The organism is Streptomyces sp. NPDC058092 (genome assembly GCF_042884935.1).
In the GTDB taxonomy this organism is placed as follows: Bacteria; Actinomycetota; Actinomycetes; order Streptomycetales; family Streptomycetaceae; genus Streptomyces.
On sequence record NZ_JBHVSY010000005.1, the window covers coordinates 1 to 21,359 of the forward strand.

At 70.8% G+C, this 21,359-nt stretch carries 19 protein-coding genes and 2 pseudogenes; 13 read left to right on the top strand and 8 right to left on the bottom strand.

Going from position 1 to position 21,359, the window contains the following annotated elements:
• On the top strand, positions 1 to 512 hold a 512-nt coding region (locus ACFVV1_RS10110; protein WP_389987348.1), incomplete at its 5' end, for a transposase.
• Here the strand turns inward: ACFVV1_RS10110 and ACFVV1_RS10115 are convergent.
• Positions 513 to 812: a hypothetical protein gene (locus tag ACFVV1_RS10115; RefSeq protein WP_389987350.1), complete on the bottom strand. Its 300-nt coding sequence runs from the start codon at positions 810 to 812 to the stop codon at positions 513 to 515.
• Positions 813 to 1,280: 468 nt separating this feature from the next.
• On the opposite strand from ACFVV1_RS10115, the gene ACFVV1_RS10120 reads away from it, so the two are divergent.
• The gene (locus ACFVV1_RS10120; protein WP_389987352.1) at positions 1,281 to 1,688 is read left to right on the top strand and encodes a molybdopterin-binding protein; all 408 of its coding nucleotides are present in this window, start codon (positions 1,281 to 1,283) and stop codon (positions 1,686 to 1,688) included.
• A gap of 261 nt (positions 1,689 to 1,949) precedes the next feature.
• On the opposite strand, the pseudogene ACFVV1_RS10125 reads toward ACFVV1_RS10120, so the two are convergent.
• Positions 1,950 to 2,207, bottom strand: a pseudogene (locus ACFVV1_RS10125) (hypothetical protein); the annotation flags it as partial.
• Positions 2,208 to 2,380: 173 nt separating this feature from the next.
• Between ACFVV1_RS10125 and ACFVV1_RS10130 the strand changes: the two are divergent.
• Entirely contained in the window at positions 2,381 to 4,009 is a 1,629-nt protein-coding gene (locus ACFVV1_RS10130) for an IS200/IS605 family accessory protein TnpB-related protein (RefSeq protein ID WP_389987355.1), read from the top strand.
• Between the two features lie 5 nt (positions 4,010 to 4,014).
• Here ACFVV1_RS10130 and ACFVV1_RS10135 read toward each other — a convergent pair.
• Positions 4,015 to 4,230, bottom strand: a pseudogene (locus ACFVV1_RS10135) (molybdopterin-dependent oxidoreductase); the annotation flags it as partial.
• Between the two features lie 138 nt (positions 4,231 to 4,368).
• Here ACFVV1_RS10135 and ACFVV1_RS10140 point away from each other — a divergent pair.
• From ACFVV1_RS10140 to ACFVV1_RS10160, 5 genes are all read left to right on the top strand, one after another.
• A complete protein-coding gene (locus ACFVV1_RS10140; protein ID WP_389987358.1) occupies positions 4,369 to 4,755 on the top strand; it encodes a molybdopterin-binding protein in 387 nt (128 codons plus the stop codon).
• A gap of 32 nt (positions 4,756 to 4,787) precedes the next feature.
• Positions 4,788 to 5,609: a molybdate ABC transporter substrate-binding protein gene (gene modA / locus ACFVV1_RS10145; RefSeq protein WP_389987361.1), complete on the top strand. Its 822-nt coding sequence runs from the start codon at positions 4,788 to 4,790 to the stop codon at positions 5,607 to 5,609.
• Positions 5,606 to 6,466, top strand: a complete 861-nt coding sequence (modB, locus tag ACFVV1_RS10150) for a molybdate ABC transporter permease subunit (protein ID WP_389987364.1) — start codon at positions 5,606 to 5,608, stop codon at positions 6,464 to 6,466. The genes modA and modB overlap by 4 nt, the downstream gene beginning before the upstream one ends.
• Positions 6,463 to 7,539, top strand: coding sequence for an ABC transporter ATP-binding protein (locus ACFVV1_RS10155; protein ID WP_389987367.1), 1,077 nt, complete (start codon positions 6,463 to 6,465; stop codon positions 7,537 to 7,539). Before modB ends, ACFVV1_RS10155 begins: the two co-directional genes overlap by 4 nt.
• A gap of 167 nt (positions 7,540 to 7,706) precedes the next feature.
• Positions 7,707 to 8,126, top strand: a complete 420-nt coding sequence (locus ACFVV1_RS10160; protein ID WP_389987370.1) for a molybdopterin-binding protein — start codon at positions 7,707 to 7,709, stop codon at positions 8,124 to 8,126.
• 240 nt (positions 8,127 to 8,366) lie between these two features.
• Here the strand turns inward: ACFVV1_RS10160 and ACFVV1_RS10165 are convergent, their stop codons facing one another.
• A complete protein-coding gene (locus ACFVV1_RS10165) occupies positions 8,367 to 9,872 on the bottom strand; it encodes a VCBS repeat-containing protein (RefSeq protein WP_389987373.1) in 1,506 nt (501 codons plus the stop codon).
• Positions 9,873 to 10,111: 239 nt separating this feature from the next.
• Between ACFVV1_RS10165 and ACFVV1_RS10170 the strand changes: the two genes are divergently transcribed.
• From ACFVV1_RS10170 to rhaS, 5 genes are all read left to right on the top strand, one after another.
• On the top strand, positions 10,112 to 10,366 hold the full coding sequence (locus ACFVV1_RS10170; protein ID WP_389987376.1) for a hypothetical protein: 255 nt from the start codon (positions 10,112 to 10,114) through the stop codon (positions 10,364 to 10,366).
• Positions 10,367 to 10,568: 202 nt separating this feature from the next.
• Positions 10,569 to 12,080, top strand: coding sequence for a sugar ABC transporter ATP-binding protein (locus ACFVV1_RS10175; protein ID WP_389987378.1), 1,512 nt, complete (start codon positions 10,569 to 10,571; stop codon positions 12,078 to 12,080).
• Entirely contained in the window at positions 12,077 to 13,132 is a 1,056-nt protein-coding gene (locus ACFVV1_RS10180) for an ABC transporter permease (protein ID WP_389987381.1), read from the top strand. The genes ACFVV1_RS10175 and ACFVV1_RS10180 overlap by 4 nt, the downstream gene beginning before the upstream one ends.
• The gene (locus tag ACFVV1_RS10185; RefSeq protein ID WP_389987384.1) at positions 13,116 to 14,177 is read left to right on the top strand and encodes an ABC transporter permease; all 1,062 of its coding nucleotides are present in this window, start codon (positions 13,116 to 13,118) and stop codon (positions 14,175 to 14,177) included. Before ACFVV1_RS10180 ends, ACFVV1_RS10185 begins: the two co-directional genes overlap by 17 nt.
• 69 nt (positions 14,178 to 14,246) lie before the next feature.
• Positions 14,247 to 15,332, top strand: coding sequence for a rhamnose ABC transporter substrate-binding protein (gene rhaS / locus ACFVV1_RS10190; RefSeq protein ID WP_389987387.1), 1,086 nt, complete (start codon positions 14,247 to 14,249; stop codon positions 15,330 to 15,332).
• Positions 15,333 to 15,419: 87 nt separating this feature from the next.
• Here rhaS and ACFVV1_RS10195 read toward each other — a convergent pair whose 3' ends face one another.
• From ACFVV1_RS10195 to ACFVV1_RS10210, 4 genes are all read right to left on the bottom strand, one after another.
• Positions 15,420 to 15,878 (bottom strand): DUF1772 domain-containing protein, encoded by a 459-nt coding sequence (locus ACFVV1_RS10195; RefSeq protein ID WP_389987390.1) that lies wholly within the window; start codon positions 15,876 to 15,878, stop codon positions 15,420 to 15,422.
• Positions 15,879 to 16,064: 186 nt separating this feature from the next.
• Positions 16,065 to 17,663: a von Willebrand factor type A domain-containing protein gene (locus ACFVV1_RS10200; RefSeq protein ID WP_389987393.1), complete on the bottom strand. Its 1,599-nt coding sequence runs from the start codon at positions 17,661 to 17,663 to the stop codon at positions 16,065 to 16,067.
• A 129-nt stretch (positions 17,664 to 17,792) separates the two neighbouring features.
• Positions 17,793 to 18,668 carry an ABC transporter permease gene (locus ACFVV1_RS10205; protein ID WP_389987396.1) on the bottom strand — a complete coding sequence of 292 codons (876 nt, stop codon included), beginning with the start codon at positions 18,666 to 18,668 and terminating at the stop codon, positions 17,793 to 17,795.
• The gene (locus tag ACFVV1_RS10210) at positions 18,665 to 21,334 is read right to left on the bottom strand and encodes an alpha/beta fold hydrolase (RefSeq protein ID WP_389987399.1); all 2,670 of its coding nucleotides are present in this window, start codon (positions 21,332 to 21,334) and stop codon (positions 18,665 to 18,667) included. The genes ACFVV1_RS10205 and ACFVV1_RS10210 overlap by 4 nt, the downstream gene beginning before the upstream one ends.
• Positions 21,335 to 21,359 lie beyond the last annotated feature (25 nt).

Below are 21,359 nucleotides of genomic sequence, written 5' to 3' on the forward strand. Positions count from 1 at the left end.
GGTTCGATGCGGGCAAGCGAACGACAGGGCGAAAGAGACACGTGATCGTGGACACGATGGGCCTGCTGCTGGTCGTCGCGGTCACCTCCGCGTCCATGCAGGACCGGGCCGGAGGCCGCATCGTCCTGGCCCGTCTCGCGAAGGGATTCCGCACGGTCAGTCTGGTGTGGGCCGACGGCGGATACGCCAACTCCGTTGATTCCAAGCTTCTTTCATGGGCCCGGGATGCGTTGAACATCGTTGTCGAGATCGTGAAGCGGACCGACGACGTCAAGGGCTTCAAGGTCCTGCCCCGCCGCTGGGTGGTGGAGCGAAGTTTCGGCTGGCTGGTCCGAAACCGTCGGCTGGCCCGCGACTACGAACGGCTGACCGCGACCTCCGAGGCCATGATCAAGGTGGCAATGATCCGCTTGATGCTCGTCCGGCTCGCCGGGCAGTCCCTGCGGTGGAGCCATGAATCCCACCGCAAGACCGCACGAGCCAACACCGTCGAGGACTACATCGCAGCGTAATCAACCGGCCACCCGACAGGCTCTAAGGCCCAGCGATTCACTGAGTCGTGCGATGGGCCCTCCGGTAGCGCCTTCGAGGACCTGGGTCGCGGGTAGGGCACCGCAGTCGACGGTCAACACCACGCCGGTTGGGATCGCGTCCATCGCACGGTCGCTAAAGGTCTCAAGCTGATCCCTGACCAGCTCGGGATCAGGCACGAGCTCAAGGACTGGACGCATGCGGGAGCGGACCCCCGGTGTTGCATGCTCAAGTGCCTGAAACTCGCCTGCCTTGGCCTTCAGTATTGGGACGTAAGCCACCGGCCACCCCCTAGTGCCGTGTGTACCCAGTCAACTGACTTACTGGTCGCTCTCCGACAGAGTGACCAGATGTCCTCAACACGGGTAGAGCACCAAACAAGCCAAGAGTCCGAAATCCGGCATTGGCCGCATGTTGCGGCAACCCGCGGACAACGGAATGACTACTTCCGGTGGGCTGGCGGGTGCGTACGGAGCTCAGGCAGGGCTACAACCGACCCGTCGCAGGTCAGAGCTACGACTGGGGGAACTAGATCAGTCTCTTCTAAGCGCTTGGCCGCAGGTTCGAGTCCTGCCGGGGGCGCTCTGCCCGCACCATCATGAGGCCCTCCGTGTCGGAGGGCCTTTTCGCTGGTCGCAGACACGTTGGCGAGCGCGCCGTAGAGACGGCGCAAGACCGGCGGATGCGCCGGCCCGACCGGACCGGTGCGGTGGGCACCGGCGTCCGTGGATGGGCCTATCTTGGCGCGTATGCAGTTCTACACAATCGGCCAGGCCGCCCGGCTCCTCGGTGTGAGCCCCGACACCGCACGGCGCTGGGCCGACGCCGGCCGGGTGGTCACCCATCGGGACGAGGGCGGGCGGCGGCTCATCGAGGGTAAGGACCTTGCCGTCTTCTCCGTGGAGCTGGCCAAGGGCGGTGGCAGTGGCAGTGGCGGTGAGGAGGACGCTTCGTACACCTCGGTCCGCAATGCCTTCCCTGGGATCGTCACCGCGGTGAAGCTCGGTGACGTCGCCGCCCAGGTGGAGATCCAGGCCGGCCCGCACCGGCTGGTGTCGCTGCTGACGCGGGAGGCCGTGGAGGAGCTGGGGCTGGAGGTCGGGATGGAGGCCACTGCCCGGGTGAAGTCGACGAATGTGCACATCGACCGCGTCTGACCGGGAAACGGTGGCCTCTTTGGGCCTCACCCACGAGGGCCGGGCCCTCGTAGCGCCGTCCGCGGCGGATGATCGGGACGTCCAGGTGAATGCCTTGCGCACGGAGGCCGGGCGAGGCGGACGTTCGGGTCGGGGGCGGACCCTCGTGCGGCACATGCCGGACGATCAGGACGCCCGTGGGTTCCGCTCGGCTCACAGGTCGCTCTTCGCCGTTGCCGTACGGGTATTGCTCGGTGTCACGCCCACGGGTATGGCCCGGTGTCACGCCCAAGGGGCGTAGCCACCGTCCACGCGAATCGCGTTGATGCCGCGGATGTGCCGGGCCCCGCAGCGGTCCTGGGGCAGGACGAGCTGGGCGCCGGCGCGGTCGAGCGACGTGCCGTCGATCGTGGCGGCGGGCAGTACGGGCGTGCGGCCGAAGTCGGGGTCGATCTCCGCCCAGGACAGCAGGGCATGGTGGCCGTCCGCGCCGGACACCGCGATCAGGAATCGCAGGCGGTCCTTGCGGCGGGCGGGGTTGTGAGCTGTTGTCGGTTTGCTCGTTGAAGTGCTTTGTAGTGAGCAGGAGTGAGTCCTGTCGGCGGGTTCGTTGGAGCGGGAACGGGGGTTCTGGGGCCGAATGGGTGACCTTGGTGGCTGCTGCTCGTTGGACTGGGTAGTGGGTGGCCGGTCGTGGGGGAGGGGGTGTTGTGGTGGGTGGTGTGCGGAAGCTGGCGGCACCCTTCGTGGCACCCGGGCCGTGCGGGGTGGCGATCCGGGACCGTCTCAAGCACCTCACACCCCAGGACGAGAAGGTCCTCCGCCTGGTCGGTGAGCATCAGGGACGTCTGGCATCGCGCGATCTGAAGGCCCGTTGTGCGGATGGTCTGAAGCACAGCGCGGACACCTGGGCATCGCGCAAGAGGGACCTGACCGCGCAGTCGTCGTCGCGGATCGCGGGTGCGATCACCAAGGCCACGCACGATCAGTGGGCGCTGGCGCGCCGTTGCCAGGCGGCGCACATCCGGAATCTTGAGGCCGGGATCGGAACGCTGCGGCACCGCATGTCCCTCCCCATCGGTGCGCCGGGTACGAAGCGGGCCGGGGGCGGCTACCGCTCCAAGGGTGAGTGGTTTCGCAAGTCCCGCCGTCTCGCGGCACTGGAAGCGCGGCACGCTGCCGCGGTCCGTGACCGGCAGGCCGGACGCGTCCGGGTCGTGCGGGGCGGCAAACGCCTCCTCAACATCCGCCACCACCTCACCCAGGCCCGGCTCACCGAGGAGCAGTGGCGGGAACGCTGGGAAGCGGAACGCTGGTTCATCGCCGCCGACGGCGAGTCCGGGAAACGGTTCGGGAACGAGACGATCCGCGTCACCCCGGACGGCGAAGTGTCGATCAAGCTGCCTGCCCCGCTCGCGCACCTGGCCAACACCCGGCACGGCCGGTACACCCTCACCTCGACCGTGGCGTTCGCGCACCGGGGCCAGGAATGGGCCGACCGCATCGAAGCGAACCGGGCCGTCGCCTACCGCATCCACCTCGACACCGACCGTCGCCGCTGGTACCTCACCGCCTCCTGGCAACGCCCCGTCGTGCAGACCGTGCCGCTGGAGGCCGCCCGGGCCCGGGGCGTGGTCGGCGTGGACACCAATGCCGACCACTTCGCCGCCTACCACCTCGACCCGCACGGCAACCCCATCGGCGAGCCCCGGCGGTTCTTCTACGACCTGTCCGGCACCGCCACCCACCGCGACGCCCAGATCCGCCACGCCCTGACCCGCCTCATCAACTGGACCAAGCAGGCCGGTGTCACCGCGATCGCCATCGAAGACCTCGACTTCACCACCGAGAAGACCCGCGAGAAGCACGGCCGCAAGACGCGGTTCCGCCAGCTCATCTCCGGCATCCCGACCGGCAAACTCAAGGCCCGGCTCGTCTCCATGGCCGCCGAACACGGCCTGAGTATCGTCGCGGTCGACCCCGCCTACACCTCGATGTGGGGTGCCCAGCACTGGCAGAAACCACTGGCCACCCCGCACCGCAGAATGTCCCGTCATGATGCCGCTGGCATCGCGATCGGACGACGCGCCCTCGGACACCAGGTCCGGCGTCGGACGGCACCGCCCCCACACGACCGGAGTGATCGTGCGGGGCATCGGACCGCCCAGGCCCCACCGGGCACCCAAGGATGCGACGGAATCCGCCCACCCGCAACGGACCACGCCCCTGGAGACGTGCTGCCGAGCAGGAAGAGAAAGCGGGGACCGAGTGCATCCAACACCGTTCGGGATGCGCCCAGTACACATCAGTGGGTCCAGGACCCACTCATGCACACTGGCTAGGAACGGTCGAAGACGGGACCGGCCGACGACAGGACGTCGTGCAGGAGCGGCCCGGTGAAGCGGTGGTGCTGGACGCCGCTGGTGGCGCACTCGAAACTGACGTCGGCCTCGTGCTGCGGCCAGGCGAGCAGGTCGGGCACCGTCAGGCGCGCCGGACGGGTCAGATCGCCGGCGAGGGCGAGTTCCGCCACCGTGTCCGCCACTGCGGGGGACTGACTCACGGGCTACCACCTCCTGGATATCCCTACCCGGACACCCATCCTGTACAAACGCACATGCCATCCAGAAGGATCAGCGATCCGGCTCATGCAAAGCCACAGAAGACTTTCCCCTCGCATCTGCGGCATTATGATCACAGCATGCACGCCTACCGGATCGGAGACGCGGCCGCCTTGCTCGGCGTCAGTGCCGACACCGTGAGGCGTCTGGTCGACGGCGGGAAACTCACCGCCGAACGCGACGGGATCGGCCGCCGGATCATCCCCGGGCCGGCCCTTGCGGCCTACGCCCGGCATTTGCACCGTGCGGAGCGGGAATCCACCGGCTCCTCGGCCCGCAACCGCTTCTCCGGCATCGTCACCGAAGTGATCCTCGGGGACGTGTCGGCGCAGGTGGAAATCCAGGCCGGGCCGTTCCGGGTGCCGGCGATGGTCAGCCGCGAGTCGGCTGAGGAACTGAGGCTGGAGCCCGGTGTTCCGGCGGTTGCCGTGATCAAGTCGACCAACGTGGTCGTCGACAGACCGTAGATGTGTCCGCCAGGACCAGAGGGAGTGGACCCGTGACAACCCGTACCGCACGCCGGACCCTGCAGGTGACCGGTGCAGGCACCGCCGCGCTGCTGGCCCTGAGCGCCTGCTCCTCGTCCGACGATTCCTCGTCGGCGAAGTCGGACTCCTCCGCCTCGGCCTCCTCGTCGGACAAGCTGTCCGGCACGGTGACCGTGTTCGCCGCGGCCTCGCTGAAGGAGAGCTTCACGACCCTGGGCAAGGAGTTCGAGAAGCAACACCCGGGTACGAAGGTGACGTTCAGCTTCGGCGGCAGCGACTCTCTCGCCGCGAGCATCACCGGCGGCGCGCCGGCCGACGTGTTCGCCGCGGCCAGCCCCAAGACAATGAAGATCGTCACCGACGCGGGCGACGCCTCCGGCACGCCCGCCACCTTCGTTCGCAACCAGCTGGAGATCGCCACCCTGCCGGGCAACCCCGACAAGATCTCCTCCCTCAAGGACCTCACCAGGTCGAGCCTGAAGGTCGTGCTCTGCGACAAGGAGGTGCCGTGCGGCGCCGCCGCCCAGAAGGCCCTCGACGCCGGCGGTCTCAAGCTCACTCCGGTGTCGTACGAGCAGGACGTCAGGAGCGCCCTGACCAAGGTCGGGCTGAAGGAGGCCGACGCGGCGGTCGTGTACAAGACCGACGTGAAGGCGGCCGGTGACAAGGTGACGGGCGTGGAGTTCCCCGAGTCGGCCAACGCCGTCAACGACTACCCGATCGCCCTGCTCAAGGACGCCCCCAACGCCGATGCCTCCAAGGCGTTCATCGCGCTGGTGCAGTCCGCCGAGGGCCAGAAGGTCCTGACCGGGGCCGGGTTCCTGAAGCCGTGACGTCGACCGTCAAGTCCAACCCCGCGACCGGCGCCCTCCGGGGTGGGCCGCGGCGTCGGCGTGTCCGGGCGGGGGGCGGCCGCGGCGTACCGCTGCCTCTGCTCGTGCCCGCGCTGATCGGCCTGGCGTTCCTGATCGTGCCGCTGATCGCCCTGCTCGTACGGGCCCCGTGGCGCAGCATGCCCGAGCAGCTGACCAGCGCCGAGGTGTGGCAGGCGCTCCAGCTGTCCCTGGTCTGCGCCACGGCGGCGACCGCGGTGAGCCTGGTCATCGGGGTGCCGCTGGCCTGGCTGCTGGCCCGGGTCGAGTTCCCCGGACGCGGCCTCGTCCGCGCACTCGTCACGCTCCCGCTCGTCCTGCCGCCGGTCGTGGGCGGCGTGGCGCTGCTGACGGCGCTCGGCCGCAACGGCATCGTCGGGAAGTGGCTGGACTCCTGGTTCGGCGTCACATTGCCGTTCACCACGGCGGGGGTCGTGGTCGCGGAGGCGTTCGTGGCGATGCCGTTCCTCGTCATCAGCGTCGAGGGCACCCTGCGGGCCGCCGACCCACGCTACGAGGAGGCGGCAACCACCCTGGGCGCGTCCCGCTTCACCGCGTTCCGCCGGGTCACGCTCCCGCTGATCGCGCCGGGCATCGCGGCCGGCGCGGTCCTGGCGTGGGCCCGCGCGCTCGGCGAGTTCGGCGCGACCATCACCTTCGCCGGCAACTTCCCCGGCCGTACCCAGACCATGCCCCTCGCCGTCTACCTCGCCCTGCAGAGCGACCCGGAGGCGGCGATCGCCCTCAGCCTGGTGCTGCTGGCCGTGTCCATCGCGGTGCTGGCCGGACTGCGCGACCGTTGGATGACCGCCGGATGACCAAGACTCACGACCTCCGCACCGGCACTGCCCCGGACGGGCTCGACGCCCGCCTCGTGGTGGACCGCGGCGCCTTCCGCCTCGACGTGGCGCTGACCGTGGCGCCCGGCGAGGTAGTCGCCCTGCTCGGCCCGAACGGCGCCGGCAAGACCACGGCCCTGCGCGCGCTCGCCGGCCTGACACCGCTCACCGGCGGTCACCTACGGCTGGACGGCGCGACGCTGGAGCGTACGCCGCCGGAGTCCCGCCCGGTCGGCGTCGTCTTCCAGGACTACCTGCTCTTCCCCCACCTGACCGCCCTGGACAACGTGGCGTTCGGGCCGCGCTGCCACGGGGCGACCAAGGCGGAGGCACGTGCGCAGGCCGCCGACTGGCTCGACCGCCTGGGTCTCGCGGATCACACCGGCGCCAAGCCTCGGCGGCTCTCCGGCGGCCAGGCGCAGCGCGTCGCCCTCGCCCGCGCCCTCGCCACCCGCCCACGCCTGCTCCTCCTCGACGAGCCCCTCGCCGCCCTCGACGCCCGTACCCGCCTGGAGGTCCGTGCCCAACTCCGGCGCCACCTGGCCGAGTTCGAAGCAGTCGCCGTACTCGTCACGCACGACCCGCTCGACGCCATGGTCCTCGCCGACCGCCTGGTCGTCGTCGAGCACGGCGAAGTCGTCCAGGAGGGCAGCCCGTCCGACATCGCCCGTCACCCTCGTACGGACTACATCGCGCAACTCGTCGGCCTCAACCTCTACCGAGGTCACTCGGACGGCCACACAGTCCGCCTCGACACCGGCCCCGCCATCACCACCACGGAGGCCCTGTCCGGGCCGGTCTTCGTGGCGTTCCCCCCGAGCGCCGTCACCCTCCACCGCAGCCGGCCCACCAACTCCAGCGCCCGCAACCTCTGGCGCTGCAAGGTCGCCGGCCTGGAGACCCACGGCGACCAGATCCGTGCCGCCCTCACCGGCGATCTCCCCCTCGCCGCCGATCTCACCACGGTCGCCGCTGCCGAGCTCGACCTGCACCCGGGTGCGGAGGTCTGGGCGACGGTGAAGGCGACGCAGACCCACGCGTACCCCGTCTGAGGACGCGCAGAGACCGGAGAGCGACCACGACCTGCGAGGCATCGCCCACCTCATCCACCGCAGATGCGACGGGTCCGACGCCCGCCCCGCCCGGCCCCGACTACGGTGGGGCCACAGCAGGACCGAAGCGTGACAAATCAACCCTTGTCTTCGTGAGGCGTTCCGCCATGAGCCTGAGCATCCGCAATCAGATCGCCGGCACCGTCACCTCCATCTCGCCGGGCGAGGTGATGGCGACAGTCAAGGTCCGCCTCGACGGCGGCCAGGACCTCACCGCGGCCATCACGCTGGAATCCGTCAAGGACCTCGGCCTCGCCGAGGGCTCCGCCGTCCGCGCGCTGGTGAAGTCGACGGAGGTATCGCTGGCCACCGGCCCGGTGACGGGCCTGTCCATCCGCAACCAGTTGCCCGGCACGGTGACCGCCGTCGCCACGGGCGGCGCCATGGCCTCCGTCAAGATCGCGGTCGACGGCGGCGAGCTGACCGCCGCGATCACCAAGGACGCGGTCACCGAGCTCGGCCTGGAGGCCGGCTCTCCCGTGGTCGCGCTGATGAAGTCGACCGAGGTCGCGCTCGCGACTGTGTGAGACGGCGCCGGAGACCCAGGCACCGCGAGTGAGTGCCGTCAACATACCCCCGGGGGTAATCGGTGCCAGTGGTTCGGCACAGAAGAAGCCCGGCTCCACGGTCGTCGTGGAGCCGGGCTTCTTCCGCCACCTGCCAGGGAGGACGGTCGGGCGCGCTGGGCCACGAGGGCGAGCACCTCGCGTTCTCCTACGCCGCAGGTGGCACCTGTCCTGCCCCCTGCCCCCGGAATTCGGAACGGGTCAGCGGTTGAACGATGAACCCAGTTGTGCGTCCGTTCCCACCGTGCCCAGCGTTCCGTGGCCGAACGTGAACGAGCCCTTGGCCGTCACGCCGGAGGCCGTGGCCGGGAAGACCCACAGGGAGCCTGCGTCGGCGTTCTCGCCGGGGGCGCCGACGGCCAGTTCGGTGCGGCCGTCGCGGTTGGCGTCGACCAGCCTGACGGCGGCGCCGAACCTGTCGTTCGCCTCGGCCACCCCGGGGACGTTCGCCGTGTCCTGGTTGAAGCCCACCGTGCCCGTCCCGGTCGGGCCGGACGCGGTGCCGGGAAGGACCAGGACCGAACCCGCGTTCTTCGTCGTACCGAGGTCCTCGTAGGGCACGCCGACGGCGATGTCGCCGTAGCCGTCACCGTTCATGTCACCGATCGACAGCGACGCGCCGAATCCGTCGTGCACTTCGGCGACACCAGGGACACCGGCGCTGTCCTGGTTGAAGACCTTGGCCCGGTCGCCCCGCGGGCCGGTGGCGCTGCCCGGTACGTAGGTGATCATGCCGCCCAGGGCGAGCGGATAGTCCAGATCGCTGTCGTAGCCCTCGATCGTGCGGCCCACGACGAGGTCGGCGTACTTGTCACCGTTGATGTGGCCGGCCGCGACGGTCTCGCCGCCCTGGAGGCGGTAGCCGTCCGCCCGGTTGACAACGGTGTACTTCTCGCTGAGGCCGGTGGCACCGCCGTTACGGACGAGGATGCGCCGGGCGTCGAACTCGTCGCCGTCGTGGACGACGGCGGCCAGGTCGTCGCGGCCGTCGCCGTTGAAGTCGCCCGCGGCGAGGTCCAGGTACCGCAGATCGTCCATGTCGCGGATCACCCTGACGGCCGCCGCGCTGCCGTCGCGCTCGAACGGGCCGGACAGGATGTGCATGCCGTTCATTCCGAGGGTGACGACGTCCATGGCTCCGCCGCCGTCGAAGTCTCCGACGGCGGCCTTGCCGCCGATCCCGTCGTACAGTTGACTGCCCGTCAGGCGGGTCGCGCCACCCGACAGTCCGTGCGCGCCGCCCCAGATGACGGTGAGCGAACCGGCCGACTTGAATGAGCCGATCGCCTCCTTCGGCGCGCCGACCACGAGGTCGCTGTACCCGTCCCGGTCCAGATCGGCGGAGACCATCGAGCTGCCGAACGCGTCACCTGCCTCGGCGGTGTCCGGGATTCCGGGCGAGTCCTGGGTGAAGACCTGCCTGGTGGAGGTCTGCAGACCGCTCTTGGAGCCGTACACCACACCCACGTACCCGGCCTTGGCCTTGCCCCCGACGGTGGCACCGGGCGCGGTGAACGCCAGGTCCGGGTAGCCGTCCCCGTTGAAGTCGTCGCGTCGCGGGGTCGGGGCGGGCACGGCCCGCGTGGGGGTCGCGGAGGCTGTCGCGGGGGCGGACGTCGACGCCTGGGCGGCGGCGGGGAAGGTGATCACGGCGGTCGCCACGGTGATGGCGAGAACCACGGTGATTCCTGGAGCGCGGATTGCCACGTGGGCTCCTTCGTTCGATCAGCGATGAGGGGGCGGTGCGGGACTCGGCGGGTTTCCGGGATGTACGGGAGTGCGGGGCCATGCGCCGCACCGGCACTTTGCAGACTCAGACCAGTGGTGTCGCCCGAGGGTTGCGTTCCCCCTGGACTGTCACAGCTCTTCCACCCCGAATCCCGGCGGAGGCCTGATCCGATCGTCCGTCATTTCGGCGCCCCGGCACCCGTGCCACAGTCGGAGCCATGCACGCCGACGAGGCGCAGCCCACCCCGCTCCTCCTGGACCGCTTCATCGTCGACGCCGGTGACGCCGTGCCCCTGGAAGCGGTCTGGGCGCACGGCTCCCTCGCACCGGGTGCGCCCGCCGAGGTGGTCGCCGACGTACGCGGCCGCCGGTACGACAACGATCCGCGCCGGGCCTCGCTGCCCTGGCGCACCAGGCGGGGACACCTCGCGCGCACCTTCGTCCGGGCGGGCATCGAGCGGACGTTGTCGTGACGGCCGCGATCCCGACGCGTGGCACCCACCGGCCCCGCGAAGTGCCGTAGCAACATGAATCGATTCATATTTTACCCTCGCCCCGGCCGTTCCGGCCCTCCATGTGTGTGAAGTTCCCTTCGCCGATCCATTGACTGTGCCCGTGATCGCCGTCTAGCTTCCGAGCTACCTCGTTGAAACCTTTCACGGCGTGGAGCGCAGCATGAACGAACCCGCCCCGATCCTGGCGCTGAAGAACGTGAGCAAGTCCTTCGGTGCCGTACGTGCCCTGCAGGACGTGTCCCTGTCCCTGTACGCCGGCGAGGTCCACGCGCTCGCCGGGGAGAACGGTGCGGGCAAATCCACCCTCATCAAAGCGCTCGCCGGAGTCCATCGCCCGGACAGCGGGCAGGTGTTGCTCGACGGCGCGCCCATCGTCTTCCACGGGCCCGCCGATGCCCGCGATGCCGGGATCGCCGTCATCTACCAGGAACCGACGCTCTTTCCCGACCTGTCGATCGCCGAGAACATCTTCATGGGCCGCCAGCCCCGGCGCGCCCTCGGCCGGATCGACCGCCGTGCCGTGCTCGAGTCCACCGCGGGACTGCTGCGCCGGCTCGGTGTCGACCTGGCGCCCGAGCGGCCGGCCCGGGGGCTCTCCATCGCCGACCAGCAGATCGTCGAGATCGCCAAGGCACTCTCCTTCGACGCCCGGGTCCTGATCATGGACGAGCCGACGGCCGCGCTCACCGGCAGCGAGACGGCCCGGCTCTTCTCCGTCGTGCGGACACTGCGCGCCGAGGGCGCGGCCGTGCTGTTCATCTCGCACCGGCTCGACGAGATCTTCGAGCTGTGCGGACGGGTCACGACGCTGCGCGACGGCCGCCACATCTCCTCCGAGCCGCTGGCCGGGCTCACCGAGGACGATCTGGTGCGCCGGATGGTCGGCCGCGATCTCGACGACCTCTATCCGAAGCAGGACGCGGCGGTCGGCGAAGTCGCCCTGTCGGTCACCAGGTTGACCCGCGAGGGCGTCTTTCGCGATGTGTCGTTCGAGGTCCGGCGCGGCGAGATCGTCGCGCTCGCCGGGCTGGTCGGAGCCGGCCGGACCGAGGTTGCCCAGGCCGTCTTCGGCGTCGACCGCGCGGACGCCGGGGAGGTGCGGGTGGGCGGCACCGTGCTGCGACCGGGGTCGCCGACCGCCGCGATGGCCGCCGGGCTCGCGCTCGTACCCGAGGACCGCCGTCAGCGCGGTCTGGTCATGGAGCTGTCCATCGAACGCAACATCGGCCTCACCGGCCTCGGCGAGGTCCGCAGGGCCGGGCTCGTCCGCCGGGCGCTGGAGCGCGAGAGGGCCGCCGACTGGGCCGTACGGCTCCAGCTCAAGTACAACCGGCTGGCCGACGCCGTCGGCGTGCTGTCCGGCGGCAACCAGCAGAAGGTCGTGCTCGCCAAGTGGCTCGCGACCGAACCGTCCGTACTCATCGTCGACGAGCCGACCCGCGGCATCGACGTCGGCACCAAGGCCGAAGTGCACCGGCTGCTCTCCTCGTTGGCGGCCGAAGGGCTCGCGGTGCTGATGATCTCCTCCGATCTGCCCGAGGTCATCGGGATGGCCGACCGGGTGCTCGTCATGCGCGAGGGCCGGCTCGTCGCCGAACTCCCGCGCGAGAGCGCCACCGAGGAGACGGTCATGGCCGCGGCGACCGGACTCGGCGAAAGGACCGCGGCATGACCACCACCGCCGAAACCCCGCCGGGCATCCGCGCCGAGGCGCCGGCCCGCAGCGCCGCCTCGCTCGTGGACGCGGTCTTCCGGGCCCGGGAGATCTCCATCGCCGGGGCGCTCGTCCTGCTGGTCCTCGGCACCTACCTCGCCAACCCGCGGTTCCTGTCCGCCCAGGGCATCAAGGATCTGCTGCTCAACGCCTCGATCCTGGTGCTGCTCGCGGTCGGCCAGTCGGCCGTCGTCATCACCCGCAACATCGACCTGTCGGTCGGTTCCGTCGTCGGTCTCTCCGCCTTCGCCTGCGGCAAGTTCGTCGCCGGGACGGACCACGGTGTCCTCACCGTGACCCTGCTCGGCCTGTCCATCGGGGTGGTCTGCGGGCTCGTCTCCGGCGCCCTGGTCAGCTTCGGCAAGGTCCCGGCGCTCGTCGTGACACTGGGCATGCTCTACATCATTCAGGGCGTCGACTACTGGTGGGCGCAGGGCGACCAGATCGGCGCCGCCGACGTTCCGGACCAGATCCTGGGGCTCGGCAGCGGCAGCGTCCTCGGCGTGCCGTATCTGCCGCTGATCGCGCTGGTCCTGCTGGCCGCGACCGCGTACTTCCTGCGCGGCTACCGCTCGGGCCGGGAGCTGTACGCGATCGGGTCGAGCCCGGAGGCCGCCCTGCTGGCCGGGGTGCCGATCCGGCGCCGGATCCTCGCCGCGTACGCCTTCTCCGGGGCCGTCGCCGGTTTCGCGGGCGCCCTGTGGCTGGCGCGCTTCGGCACGGTCGTCGCGGACAACGCGCACGGCTGGGAACTGACCGTCGTCAGCGCCGTCGTCGTCGGCGGTGTCGCCATCACCGGCGGTACGGGGACGGTCTGGGGCGCGGCCCTGGGGGCTCTGCTGCTCACCACCATCGGCAGCGTCCTGGTCGTCCTGAAGGTCGACTCCTTCTGGCAGGGCGCCATCACCGGTGCACTGCTCCTGCTGGCCATCAGTGTCGACCGGATCGTGAACCTGCGGATGACCGCCGCCCTGAGGAAGAGGAGCGCCCGGCATGGGAATGGCGCCTGAGACACGGAAAGCGGTGCCCGGTGTGCGGGGGGCCACGGGGGCGACCGGGGCCGGTGGCGGTCCGGTGCGGAGCCCGGCACTGCGCTGGGACACCGCGGTCGGGGCGCTGCTGGTGGCGGTCTTCGTCATCGGGCTCGGCACCACGGACGGCTTCGGCTCCGCCGAGAACCTCGCCTTCGCCTTCAACGACATCGCCGAAGTCGCCCTCATCGCCCTGCCGATGACGCTGCTCGTCGTCGCCGGTCAGGTCGATCTGTCGGTCGCCTCGATGCTGGGCCTGGGCAGCGCGCTGACCGGTGCGCTGTGGGACGCGGGCTGGGCGTTCGAGACGATCGTGCCGGTGGTGCTGGTGGCCGGGGTCGCGGGAGGGCTGCTCAACGGGTGGCTGGTCACCCGGGTGGGGCTGCCGTCGCTGGCCGTCACCATCGGCACCCTGGCCCTCTACCGCGGTCTGGCGTCGGTGGCGCTCGGCAGCGACGCGGTGACCGACTTCCCGCAGACGTACGCCGATTGGGCCGTCGACACCACCACCGTGCCCGGCACCTTCCTCACCTACCCGGTCCTGCTGTTCATCGTCCTCGCGGTGATCACCGCGATCGTGCTGCACGCCACGGGCCTGGGGCGTTCGCTGTTCGCGATCGGTGCCCAGGAGGAGGCGGCGTACTTCGCGGGCATCCGGGTCAAGCGGATCAAGCTGCTGCTGTTCGTCGTGACCGGGCTGTTCGCCTCGTTCACCGGTGTCGTCTTCACGCTCCGGTACGGCAGTGCCCGCGCCGACAACGGACTCGGCTTCGAAATGCTCGTCATCGCCTCCGTGCTGCTCGGCGGCATCGACTTCGACGGCGGAAAGGGCACGCTCTTCGGCGCGGTCGCCGGGGTGCTGCTGATCGGGGTGCTGAAGAACCTGCTGACGCTCAATGACATCGCCAACGAGGTGCAGGTGATCGTGACCGGTCTGCTGCTCGTGGCGTCCGTCCTCACACCTCGGGTGATCGCCACCGTCGTCGAACGACGACACCGGCGCGCCGCGAACGCCCGGACCTGACCCGCGTCTCCTCCCCCGTACCCCGTCGGACCCTCCTCCTCGTACCTCTCCGAAAGGCATACCGCCGCCATGATGCTCCGCAACGCCGCCGGGCGCCGCGCCGCCGCGACCGCCGCCACCGCCGTATCGCTCGCTCTCGCCCTCTCCGCCTGTTCCGGCACCACGAAGGACAACGCCGACAAGGGATCCGCAAAGGCCGGCACCACGACGAAGGCGGACCCGGGCGCACCGCTGAAGAAGGGGCTGAAGCTCGCCTTCCTGCCCAAGCAGATCAACAACCCGTACGAGAAGATCGTCGACGACGCGGGCATCAGGGCCACCGGGGAGTTCGGCGGCACGGGCAAGGAGGTCGGCCCGTCCGACGCCAGCGCCTCCTCGCAGGTCAGCTACATCAACACACTGATCCAGCAACGCCAGGACGCGATCCTCGTCGCGGCCAACGACCCCAACGCGGTGTGCGGCCCGCTGAAGCAGGCCATGAAGAAGAACATCAAGGTCGTCGCGTACGACTCCGACACCGCGAAGGACTGCCGCCAGCTCTTCATCAACCAGGCGAGCTCCGAGGAGATCGGCCGCAGCCTGGTCCAGCACCTCGGTGAGCAGATCGGCTACAAGGGCAGGATCGCGATCCTCTCGGCCACGCAGAACGCCACGAACCAGAACACCTGGATCGAGTTCATGAAGGACGAACTGAAGCTGCCGAAGTACCAGAACATGCGGCTGGTGAAGGTGGCGTACGGGGACGACGCGGACCAGAAGTCGTTCCAGCAGACGCAGGGCCTGATGCAGGCGTACCCGGACCTCAAGGGCATCATCTCGCCCACCACCGTCGGCATCGCGGCGGCCGCCCGGTACCTGAGCTCCTCCTCGTACAAGGGCAAGGTCGTCCTGAACGGCCTGGGCACCCCGAACCAGATGCGCACGTACGTGAAGGACGGCACCGTCGAGCAGTTCTCGCTGTGGAACCCGGAGGAGCTCGGCCGCCTCGGCGCGTACGCGGCCGCCGCGCTGGCGTCGGGGCAGATCAGCGGCGCGGAGGGCGAGAAGTTCAAGGCGGGAGAGCTGGGTGAGTACACGGTCGGCAAGGACGGCGAGGTCATCCTCGGCGAGCCGACCGTCTTCGACAGGAAGAACATCGACACGTTCAACTTCTGAGCGAGCACGGGCGGCCGAGGTCTTCCACCCCGTGCGACGCGCGGCCGGGCCTGCCCCGCCGGTACGGGACGGGGCCGGCCCGTTCGCCTACCCGGCGGCCACGGCCAGCAGGGCGAACGCGGCGAGGGACAGGGTCGTCCGGACCCGGTGGAGGGCGTTCCAGCGGGACTCGAACGCCTCGCGGGCCGCGCCGTCGTCACCGCCCTCGGACGCCGCGAGCGCCTTGTTCAGCGGGATGTTCCCGGCGATCGTGACCAGGTGGCTGCCGACCGCGCAGACCAGCGCCGCCACGGCGAGCACCCGGTCCGTGTCGTCGTCGGCTCCGGCGACCGCGGCGGCCGGGAAGGCGATCACGCCGAGGAAGAGGACCAGGAAGACCGGTCCGGGCACCTTCTCGTTGAAGCGGCGCATCGCGGCCGCGAACCGCTCGTCCGGCAGTGCGGCGATGCCGGGCATGACCGCTAGCAGGAAGGTCAGCAGGAAGCCCGCGTAGAGGCCGGTCGTGATGACGCCGAGCGCCAGGAGCAGGGCGGGGAGAGAGGACATGGTGCACATCATGGCGTCGGCGGGCGGGCCGCACAGCCGACTTTCGCAGGATCGCGCGGCCGACGGCCGACGGCGGGCGGCGGGTGGTGGGTGGTGGGCGGCCGCCGGCGGGTGGTGGGCGGCGGGCCGCGGGGCGGTGCGGGCCGTTGCCCCTCCTCCCTCGGCCCCCGGCCCCTCGGCCCCCGGTCAGTCGATCTCGCCCTCCGGCGCTCCCCCGGTCCCGTTGTCGTCCCCGCCGCCCTTGAGCCGGTCCGCCTGTCCGATCGCGGTCGCCAGCTTCCGTACCGAATCGTCCTCGGTCTGCGATGCCACCTTCTCGGCCTGCCTTGCGAGTTCGGCGAGGCCAGGTGCGCCCGGCAGCCGGCCGCCGCGCAACGCGTCGGCGAAGTAGGCGGCGACCGCGGTCACTTGGAGCCGCTTGCTGTCGCCGCCCCACAGCGGACCGTCGATCGCGTTCGTCGCGACCGACCCCGTCCGCTCGTGCGGCGCCCGGGTCTTCGGGTCCAGCCAGCGTACGGTCGCGGTCGCCACATGCCCGGCGGCGCCGTCCTTGAGGTGGACGGCGTAGAGCGCCGTCACCGTGTGGCCGGGGCCGACCTCGCCGCCGTCGACGCGGTCGTTGCGGAAGTCCTCGTCGGCGACCTTGCGGTCCTCGTAACCGATCAGCTTGAACTGCTTGACGGTCTCGGGGTCGAAGGCGACCTGGGCCTTGGCGTCGCGCGCGGTGAGTTCGAGGTGTGCGGGCAGCTGGTCGACGAAGACCTTCCGGGCCTGGGTCTCGTCGGCGATGTACGTGGTGTGGCCGTCGCCCTTGTTGGTGAGCTGTTCCATCAGCGCGTCGCCGTAGTCGCTGCCGACGCCGACGCCGAAGAGGGTGATGCCGTACTCGCGGCGGGCGGAGCCGATGCGTTCGAGGATGGCTTCGGCGTCGGTCGCGCCGGTGTTGGCGAGGGCGTCGGAGAGCAGGACGACCCGGTTGCTGGCGCCCTTGACGCGGCCGTCGACCGCCTCGTCGTATCCGCGGCGGATGCCCGCTTCCAGGTTGGTGGAGTCGGTGGGTTCCATGGAGTCGACCCGGTCGCGGATCGTGCCGCGGTGGTCTCGCAGCCGGGTCATCGGCAGCAGCGTCTTCGCCTTGTCGCTGAAGGTGACCAGGGAGACCGAGTCGTCGTCGCGGAGTTCGTCGGTGAGGATGCCCAGGGACTTCTTCACCAGGTCGAGGCGGCCCGTTTCGGCCATCGAGCCGGAGATGTCGACGACGAAGGTGAGCGCGGCGGGCGGGCGTTCGTCGCGGGCGGGGGCGGCCCGGGTGGCCAGGCCAACCCGCACCAGCGACCAGCCGTCCGCCCCGCCGCGGGCCCCGTCGATGTTCACGGTGAAGCCGTTGCCGGCCGGGCGCCGGTAGCCCTGGCGGAAGCTGTTGACGAACTCCTCGGGCCGCACGGTGGACGGTTCCGGCAGGGTGCCGTAGGCGAGGGTGCGGCGCGCGTATCCGTACGAGGCGGTGTCGACGTCCAGCGCGAAGGTGGACAGGTAGTCGGGCGGCGCGGACTCCCGGAGCCCGTCCTGCTTTTTCGCGCCCTTCGCGCCGTCGCCGTCGCCGTCGGCGACACCGCCCGCCACGGGGGCGGGGCCGGGTGCGCCCCCGCGGTCCATGGCGGAGTTCTCCTTGGTCGTCGTGGACGAGCAACCGGTGAGCAGCACCCCGCCCGCCAGCAGCACCCCGAGTGCCGCGTGCCATGTCCGCGCGCACCTCGCTCCGTACTTTCCTGTCCGGCGTTCCATCCCCAGCCCCCAACGTCGTGTCAGCACTTGTCAATGTGACGTGCGAGACGGTGCCGAGGAGCAGACGAAGACGTTGCGGATGGATCTCGATGCGGCAACGGAGGCCGGGAAACCGGCGGAACATCAGGCTCAGGACACGATGTCCTTACGGCTGAACCCCCGGAAGGCGAGGGCGAACAGGATCAGGGCATACGTCACCGAGATCGCCGCGCCCTTCACCATGCCGCCCCATTCCAGTTCGGGCTGGAGCGCGTCCGCCCAGGCGAACTGCCAATGTGCGGGCAGGAATTCGCGCCAGGAACCGAGCGCGGTGACGGCGTCCAGCACATTGCCGACGATGGTCAGCCCGACCGCCCCGCCGACCGCGCCCAGCGGGGCGTCGGTCTTCGTCGACAGCCAGAACGCCAGCCCGGCGGTGACCAGTTGGGAGACGAAGACGAACGCGACGACGAGCGCCAGCCGGGGCACGGTGTCCGAGGTCGCGAGCGCCCCGCCGGTGGGGAGTTCGAGCGGCCCCCAGCCGTACGCGGCGGCTCCCGCGGCCAGCGCGACGAGCGGCAGCAGCACCATCGCGGCCAGGCTGAAGCCGAGCGCCACGACAAGCTTGCTCCACAGCAGCCTGGCCCGCGGCACCGGCGCCGCCAGCAGATAGCGCAGTGAGGACCAACTGGCCTCGGAGGCGACTGTGTCCCCGCAGAACAGTGCCACCGGGACGACGAGCAGGAACCCGGCGGACACGAAGAGGCACGTCGCGGCGAAGTTCGCGGCGGACGCGGTCGCGGTGTCCATCAGGGTGAGCCGGTCGCCGCCGCCCCGCGAGGACGGTGTGCCGCCGATCGCGAACGCGGCGATCAGGATGAACGGCAGCGCGGCCAGCACCCCGCCCATGAGCAGTGTGCGGCGCCTGCGCAGCTGGCGTACCGCCTCGACGCGCAGCGGCAGGGTGTGCCGGGCGCGGTAGCCGGGGGCCCCGGCGGCTTCCGTGACATCGACTGCGGCACTCATGCGGAGCCTCCGGAGATCAGGGTGAGGAACGCGTCCTCCAGGCGGCGGTGCGGCCCGACGCCGGTCAACGGCACGTCCAGCCGGACGAGTTCGGCGATCAGCTCGGGCGAGGTGGCGCCGTCGAGCCGTACGAGCAGGCCGCGGCCGTCGTCCGTACGGGCCGCCGAGCCGATCCCCGGCAGTGCGGCGATCTTCTCCACGAGGGGTTCGGCGAGCTCGCGCGCGCTGGTGACGAGCAGCATGTCGCCGGAGCCGGTGATCTCGGCGACCGGGCCGGCCTGGACGAGCCGGCCGCGGTCCATGACCACGAGGTGGGTGCAGGACTGTTCGACCTCGGACAGGAGGTGGCTGGAGACGATGACGGTCCGGCCCCCGGCCGCGTACCGGATCATCACGTCGCGCATCTCGCGGATCTGGGGCGGGTCGAGCCCGTTCGTCGGTTCGTCGAGGATGAGCAGGTCCGGCATGCCGAGCATGGCCTGGGCGATGGCGAGCCGTTGCCGCATGCCCTGCGAGTACGTGCGGACGGCGCGGGCGAGCGCCTCACCGAGCCCGGCGATCTTCAGGGCCTCCTCGATGTGGGCGTCCTCGGCGGGCCGTCCGGTGGCCTGCCAGTACAGCTCCAGGTTGGCGCGCCCGGACAGGTGCGGCAGGAAGCCCGCCCCTTCGACGAACGAGCCGACGCGCGACAGCACGGGCGCGCCCGGCCGGACGGCCTGTCCGAAGACGCGGATCTCGCCGTCGTCGGGCGTGATGAGGCCCATCAGCATGCGCAGGGTCGTGGTCTTGCCCGCGCCGTTGGGGCCGAGGAGCCCGAGCACCTGCCCCCTCTCGACCCGGAAGGACAGTTCCTTGACGGCGTATCGGTCGGCGGACGTGGCGTACTTCTTCGACAGGCCGGTGATCTGGAGGGGCACCTCGGCGAGCGCCGGATCGGGTGCGGGGGTCGCGGTGCGGCGGCGGGCGATGAGCAGCAGCGCGGCGGCGATCACCACGGCGGCGGCCGGGAGCCCCCAGGTCCACCAGGGCAGGGTGGCCGGTGCGGTCTTCAGGGCGGGTGCGGTGGGGACGGTCAGCGGGCCGGTGGGGGTCACGGTGTACGTGGTCGGCTCGGCCGGTGAGGCGTAGCCGAGGTCGGTGGCGGAGAGGACCAGGCGGAGCCGGTGTCCGGCGTCGAATCGGTGGTCGACGGCGGGGAGGGCCAGGGTCACGGCCTCGCCCTGCCGGGCCTGCGGGATCCGGAAGGGCGCGACCAGCTGGGCGGGCAGCACCTGCTGCTTGCCGTCCGGCGACACGTCGTACACCTTGCCGAACAGCACGGCGTCGCCCCGCTCCGCTGTCACCCTGACCCGCACGGTCGGCGAGCCGGTGACGCGCAGGGACGTGTCCAGCGGAGCCGAGTCGAAGCGGACGTACTGGCCGGGGAAGTCGAGCGAGAGGCCGACGCCGAGGGACGACAGCCGGGAGAGCCCGCCGCCGACGCCGGGGACGGCCGAAATGGCGGGCGGGTTGGCCCCGGCGGGGTTACGGAACGTCTTCGTCCGCCGCCCCAGGTCGATCGTCTCTCCTTGGCTGTTCAGCCCCGGGTACGTGGCGCTGCTCGCCCCGCGGGTGAGGGCGGCGCCGTCGGTGGAGTCGATGCCTCCGGCCCGGGTGACGCGGAATGCGGGCCCGGTGTCGGCGCTCTTGTCGCCCTTGAGATACCGGTCGAACCATCCGCCGATGCGCCGGTGTACCCGGTCGGTCTCCGGGTCGCCGCCGTCGTGCCCGCCGGCGATCCAGTCGACGGCGACCGGTGCGCCGTTGCCGCTGATCGCCTCGGCCATGGCGTCGGCCTGGCCGAGCGGGAAGAGGGAGTCGGACTGGCCCTGCACGATGAGCGCGGGCACCTTGATGCGGTCGGCGACGGCGCTCGGGGAACGTTCGGTCAGCAGCGCACGCGCGGCGGCGTCCGGCTTTCCGCTGACGGCGACCCGTTCGTACATGTCGCAGAGCCGCTTCTCGAACTTCCGGCAGCCGCCGCCGGTGGTGACGAAGATTCCGGCCCAGAGCTTCTTGAAGACGCCGTCGGGGAACAGGGCGTCGGCGAGGTTCCAGTAGGTGATCTGCGGTGCGATGGCGTCGACGCGCTTGTCGTACCCGGCGGCGAGGAGTGAGACGGCTCCGCCGTAGGAGGCTCCGGTGACCCCGACCCGGGGGTCGCCCTCGGCGTCCAGCTGCACCTCGGGCCGGTCGGCGAGCCAGTCGATCAGCCGGGACACGTCCTCGACCTCACGGTCGGGGGCGTTGAGCGAGATCTCCCCGCCCGACTTCCCGAACCCGCGGGCGGACCAGGTCAGTACGGCGTATCCGGCGGCGGCCAACTGCTGGGCCTGCACCCGTACATCGTCCTTGCTTCCGCCGAACCCGTGCCCGATCAGCACGGCCGGCCGACGCCGCGTACCGCCGGTGGTGAAGTACGAGGTGTCGAGGGACACGCCGTCGATCCGCATCATCCGGTCCTGGCGGTGCACGGCGGGCCCGCCGTCGTCGGCCGCGGCGGTCCAGGTACCCGCACCGGCCAGCACGGCGAGCGCCACGAGGCCCGCGGCCCACCGGCCGCGGCTACGGGGCATACGGGGCAGCAGCCGCCGCCACCGGGACGTACGCGCATCAGGGGTCTCCATGGTTCCCGACCCTAAGCGGACCACC

Excerpts from the sequence above, each read along its gene's own strand:
- ACFVV1_RS10120 (WP_389987352.1), top strand. The coding sequence starts at position 1,281 with ATGCAGTTCTACACAATCGGCCAGGCCGCCCGGCTCCTCGGTGTGAGC.
- ACFVV1_RS10140 (WP_389987358.1), top strand. The coding sequence starts at position 4,369 with ATGCACGCCTACCGGATCGGAGACGCGGCCGCCTTGCTCGGCGTCAGT.
- ACFVV1_RS10155 (WP_389987367.1), top strand. The coding sequence starts at position 6,463 with ATGACCAAGACTCACGACCTCCGCACCGGCACTGCCCCGGACGGGCTC.
- ACFVV1_RS10160 (WP_389987370.1), top strand. The coding sequence starts at position 7,707 with ATGAGCCTGAGCATCCGCAATCAGATCGCCGGCACCGTCACCTCCATC.
- ACFVV1_RS10170 (WP_389987376.1), top strand. The coding sequence starts at position 10,112 with ATGCACGCCGACGAGGCGCAGCCCACCCCGCTCCTCCTGGACCGCTTC.
- ACFVV1_RS10175 (WP_389987378.1), top strand. The coding sequence starts at position 10,569 with ATGAACGAACCCGCCCCGATCCTGGCGCTGAAGAACGTGAGCAAGTCC.
- ACFVV1_RS10180 (WP_389987381.1), top strand. The coding sequence starts at position 12,077 with ATGACCACCACCGCCGAAACCCCGCCGGGCATCCGCGCCGAGGCGCCG.
- ACFVV1_RS10185 (WP_389987384.1), top strand. The coding sequence starts at position 13,116 with ATGGGAATGGCGCCTGAGACACGGAAAGCGGTGCCCGGTGTGCGGGGG.
- rhaS (WP_389987387.1), top strand. The coding sequence starts at position 14,247 with ATGATGCTCCGCAACGCCGCCGGGCGCCGCGCCGCCGCGACCGCCGCC.
- ACFVV1_RS10195 (WP_389987390.1), bottom strand. The coding sequence starts at position 15,878 with ATGTCCTCTCTCCCCGCCCTGCTCCTGGCGCTCGGCGTCATCACGACC.
- ACFVV1_RS10200 (WP_389987393.1), bottom strand. The coding sequence starts at position 17,663 with ATGGAACGCCGGACAGGAAAGTACGGAGCGAGGTGCGCGCGGACATGG.
- ACFVV1_RS10205 (WP_389987396.1), bottom strand. The coding sequence starts at position 18,668 with ATGAGTGCCGCAGTCGATGTCACGGAAGCCGCCGGGGCCCCCGGCTAC.
- ACFVV1_RS10210 (WP_389987399.1), bottom strand. The coding sequence starts at position 21,334 with ATGGAGACCCCTGATGCGCGTACGTCCCGGTGGCGGCGGCTGCTGCCC.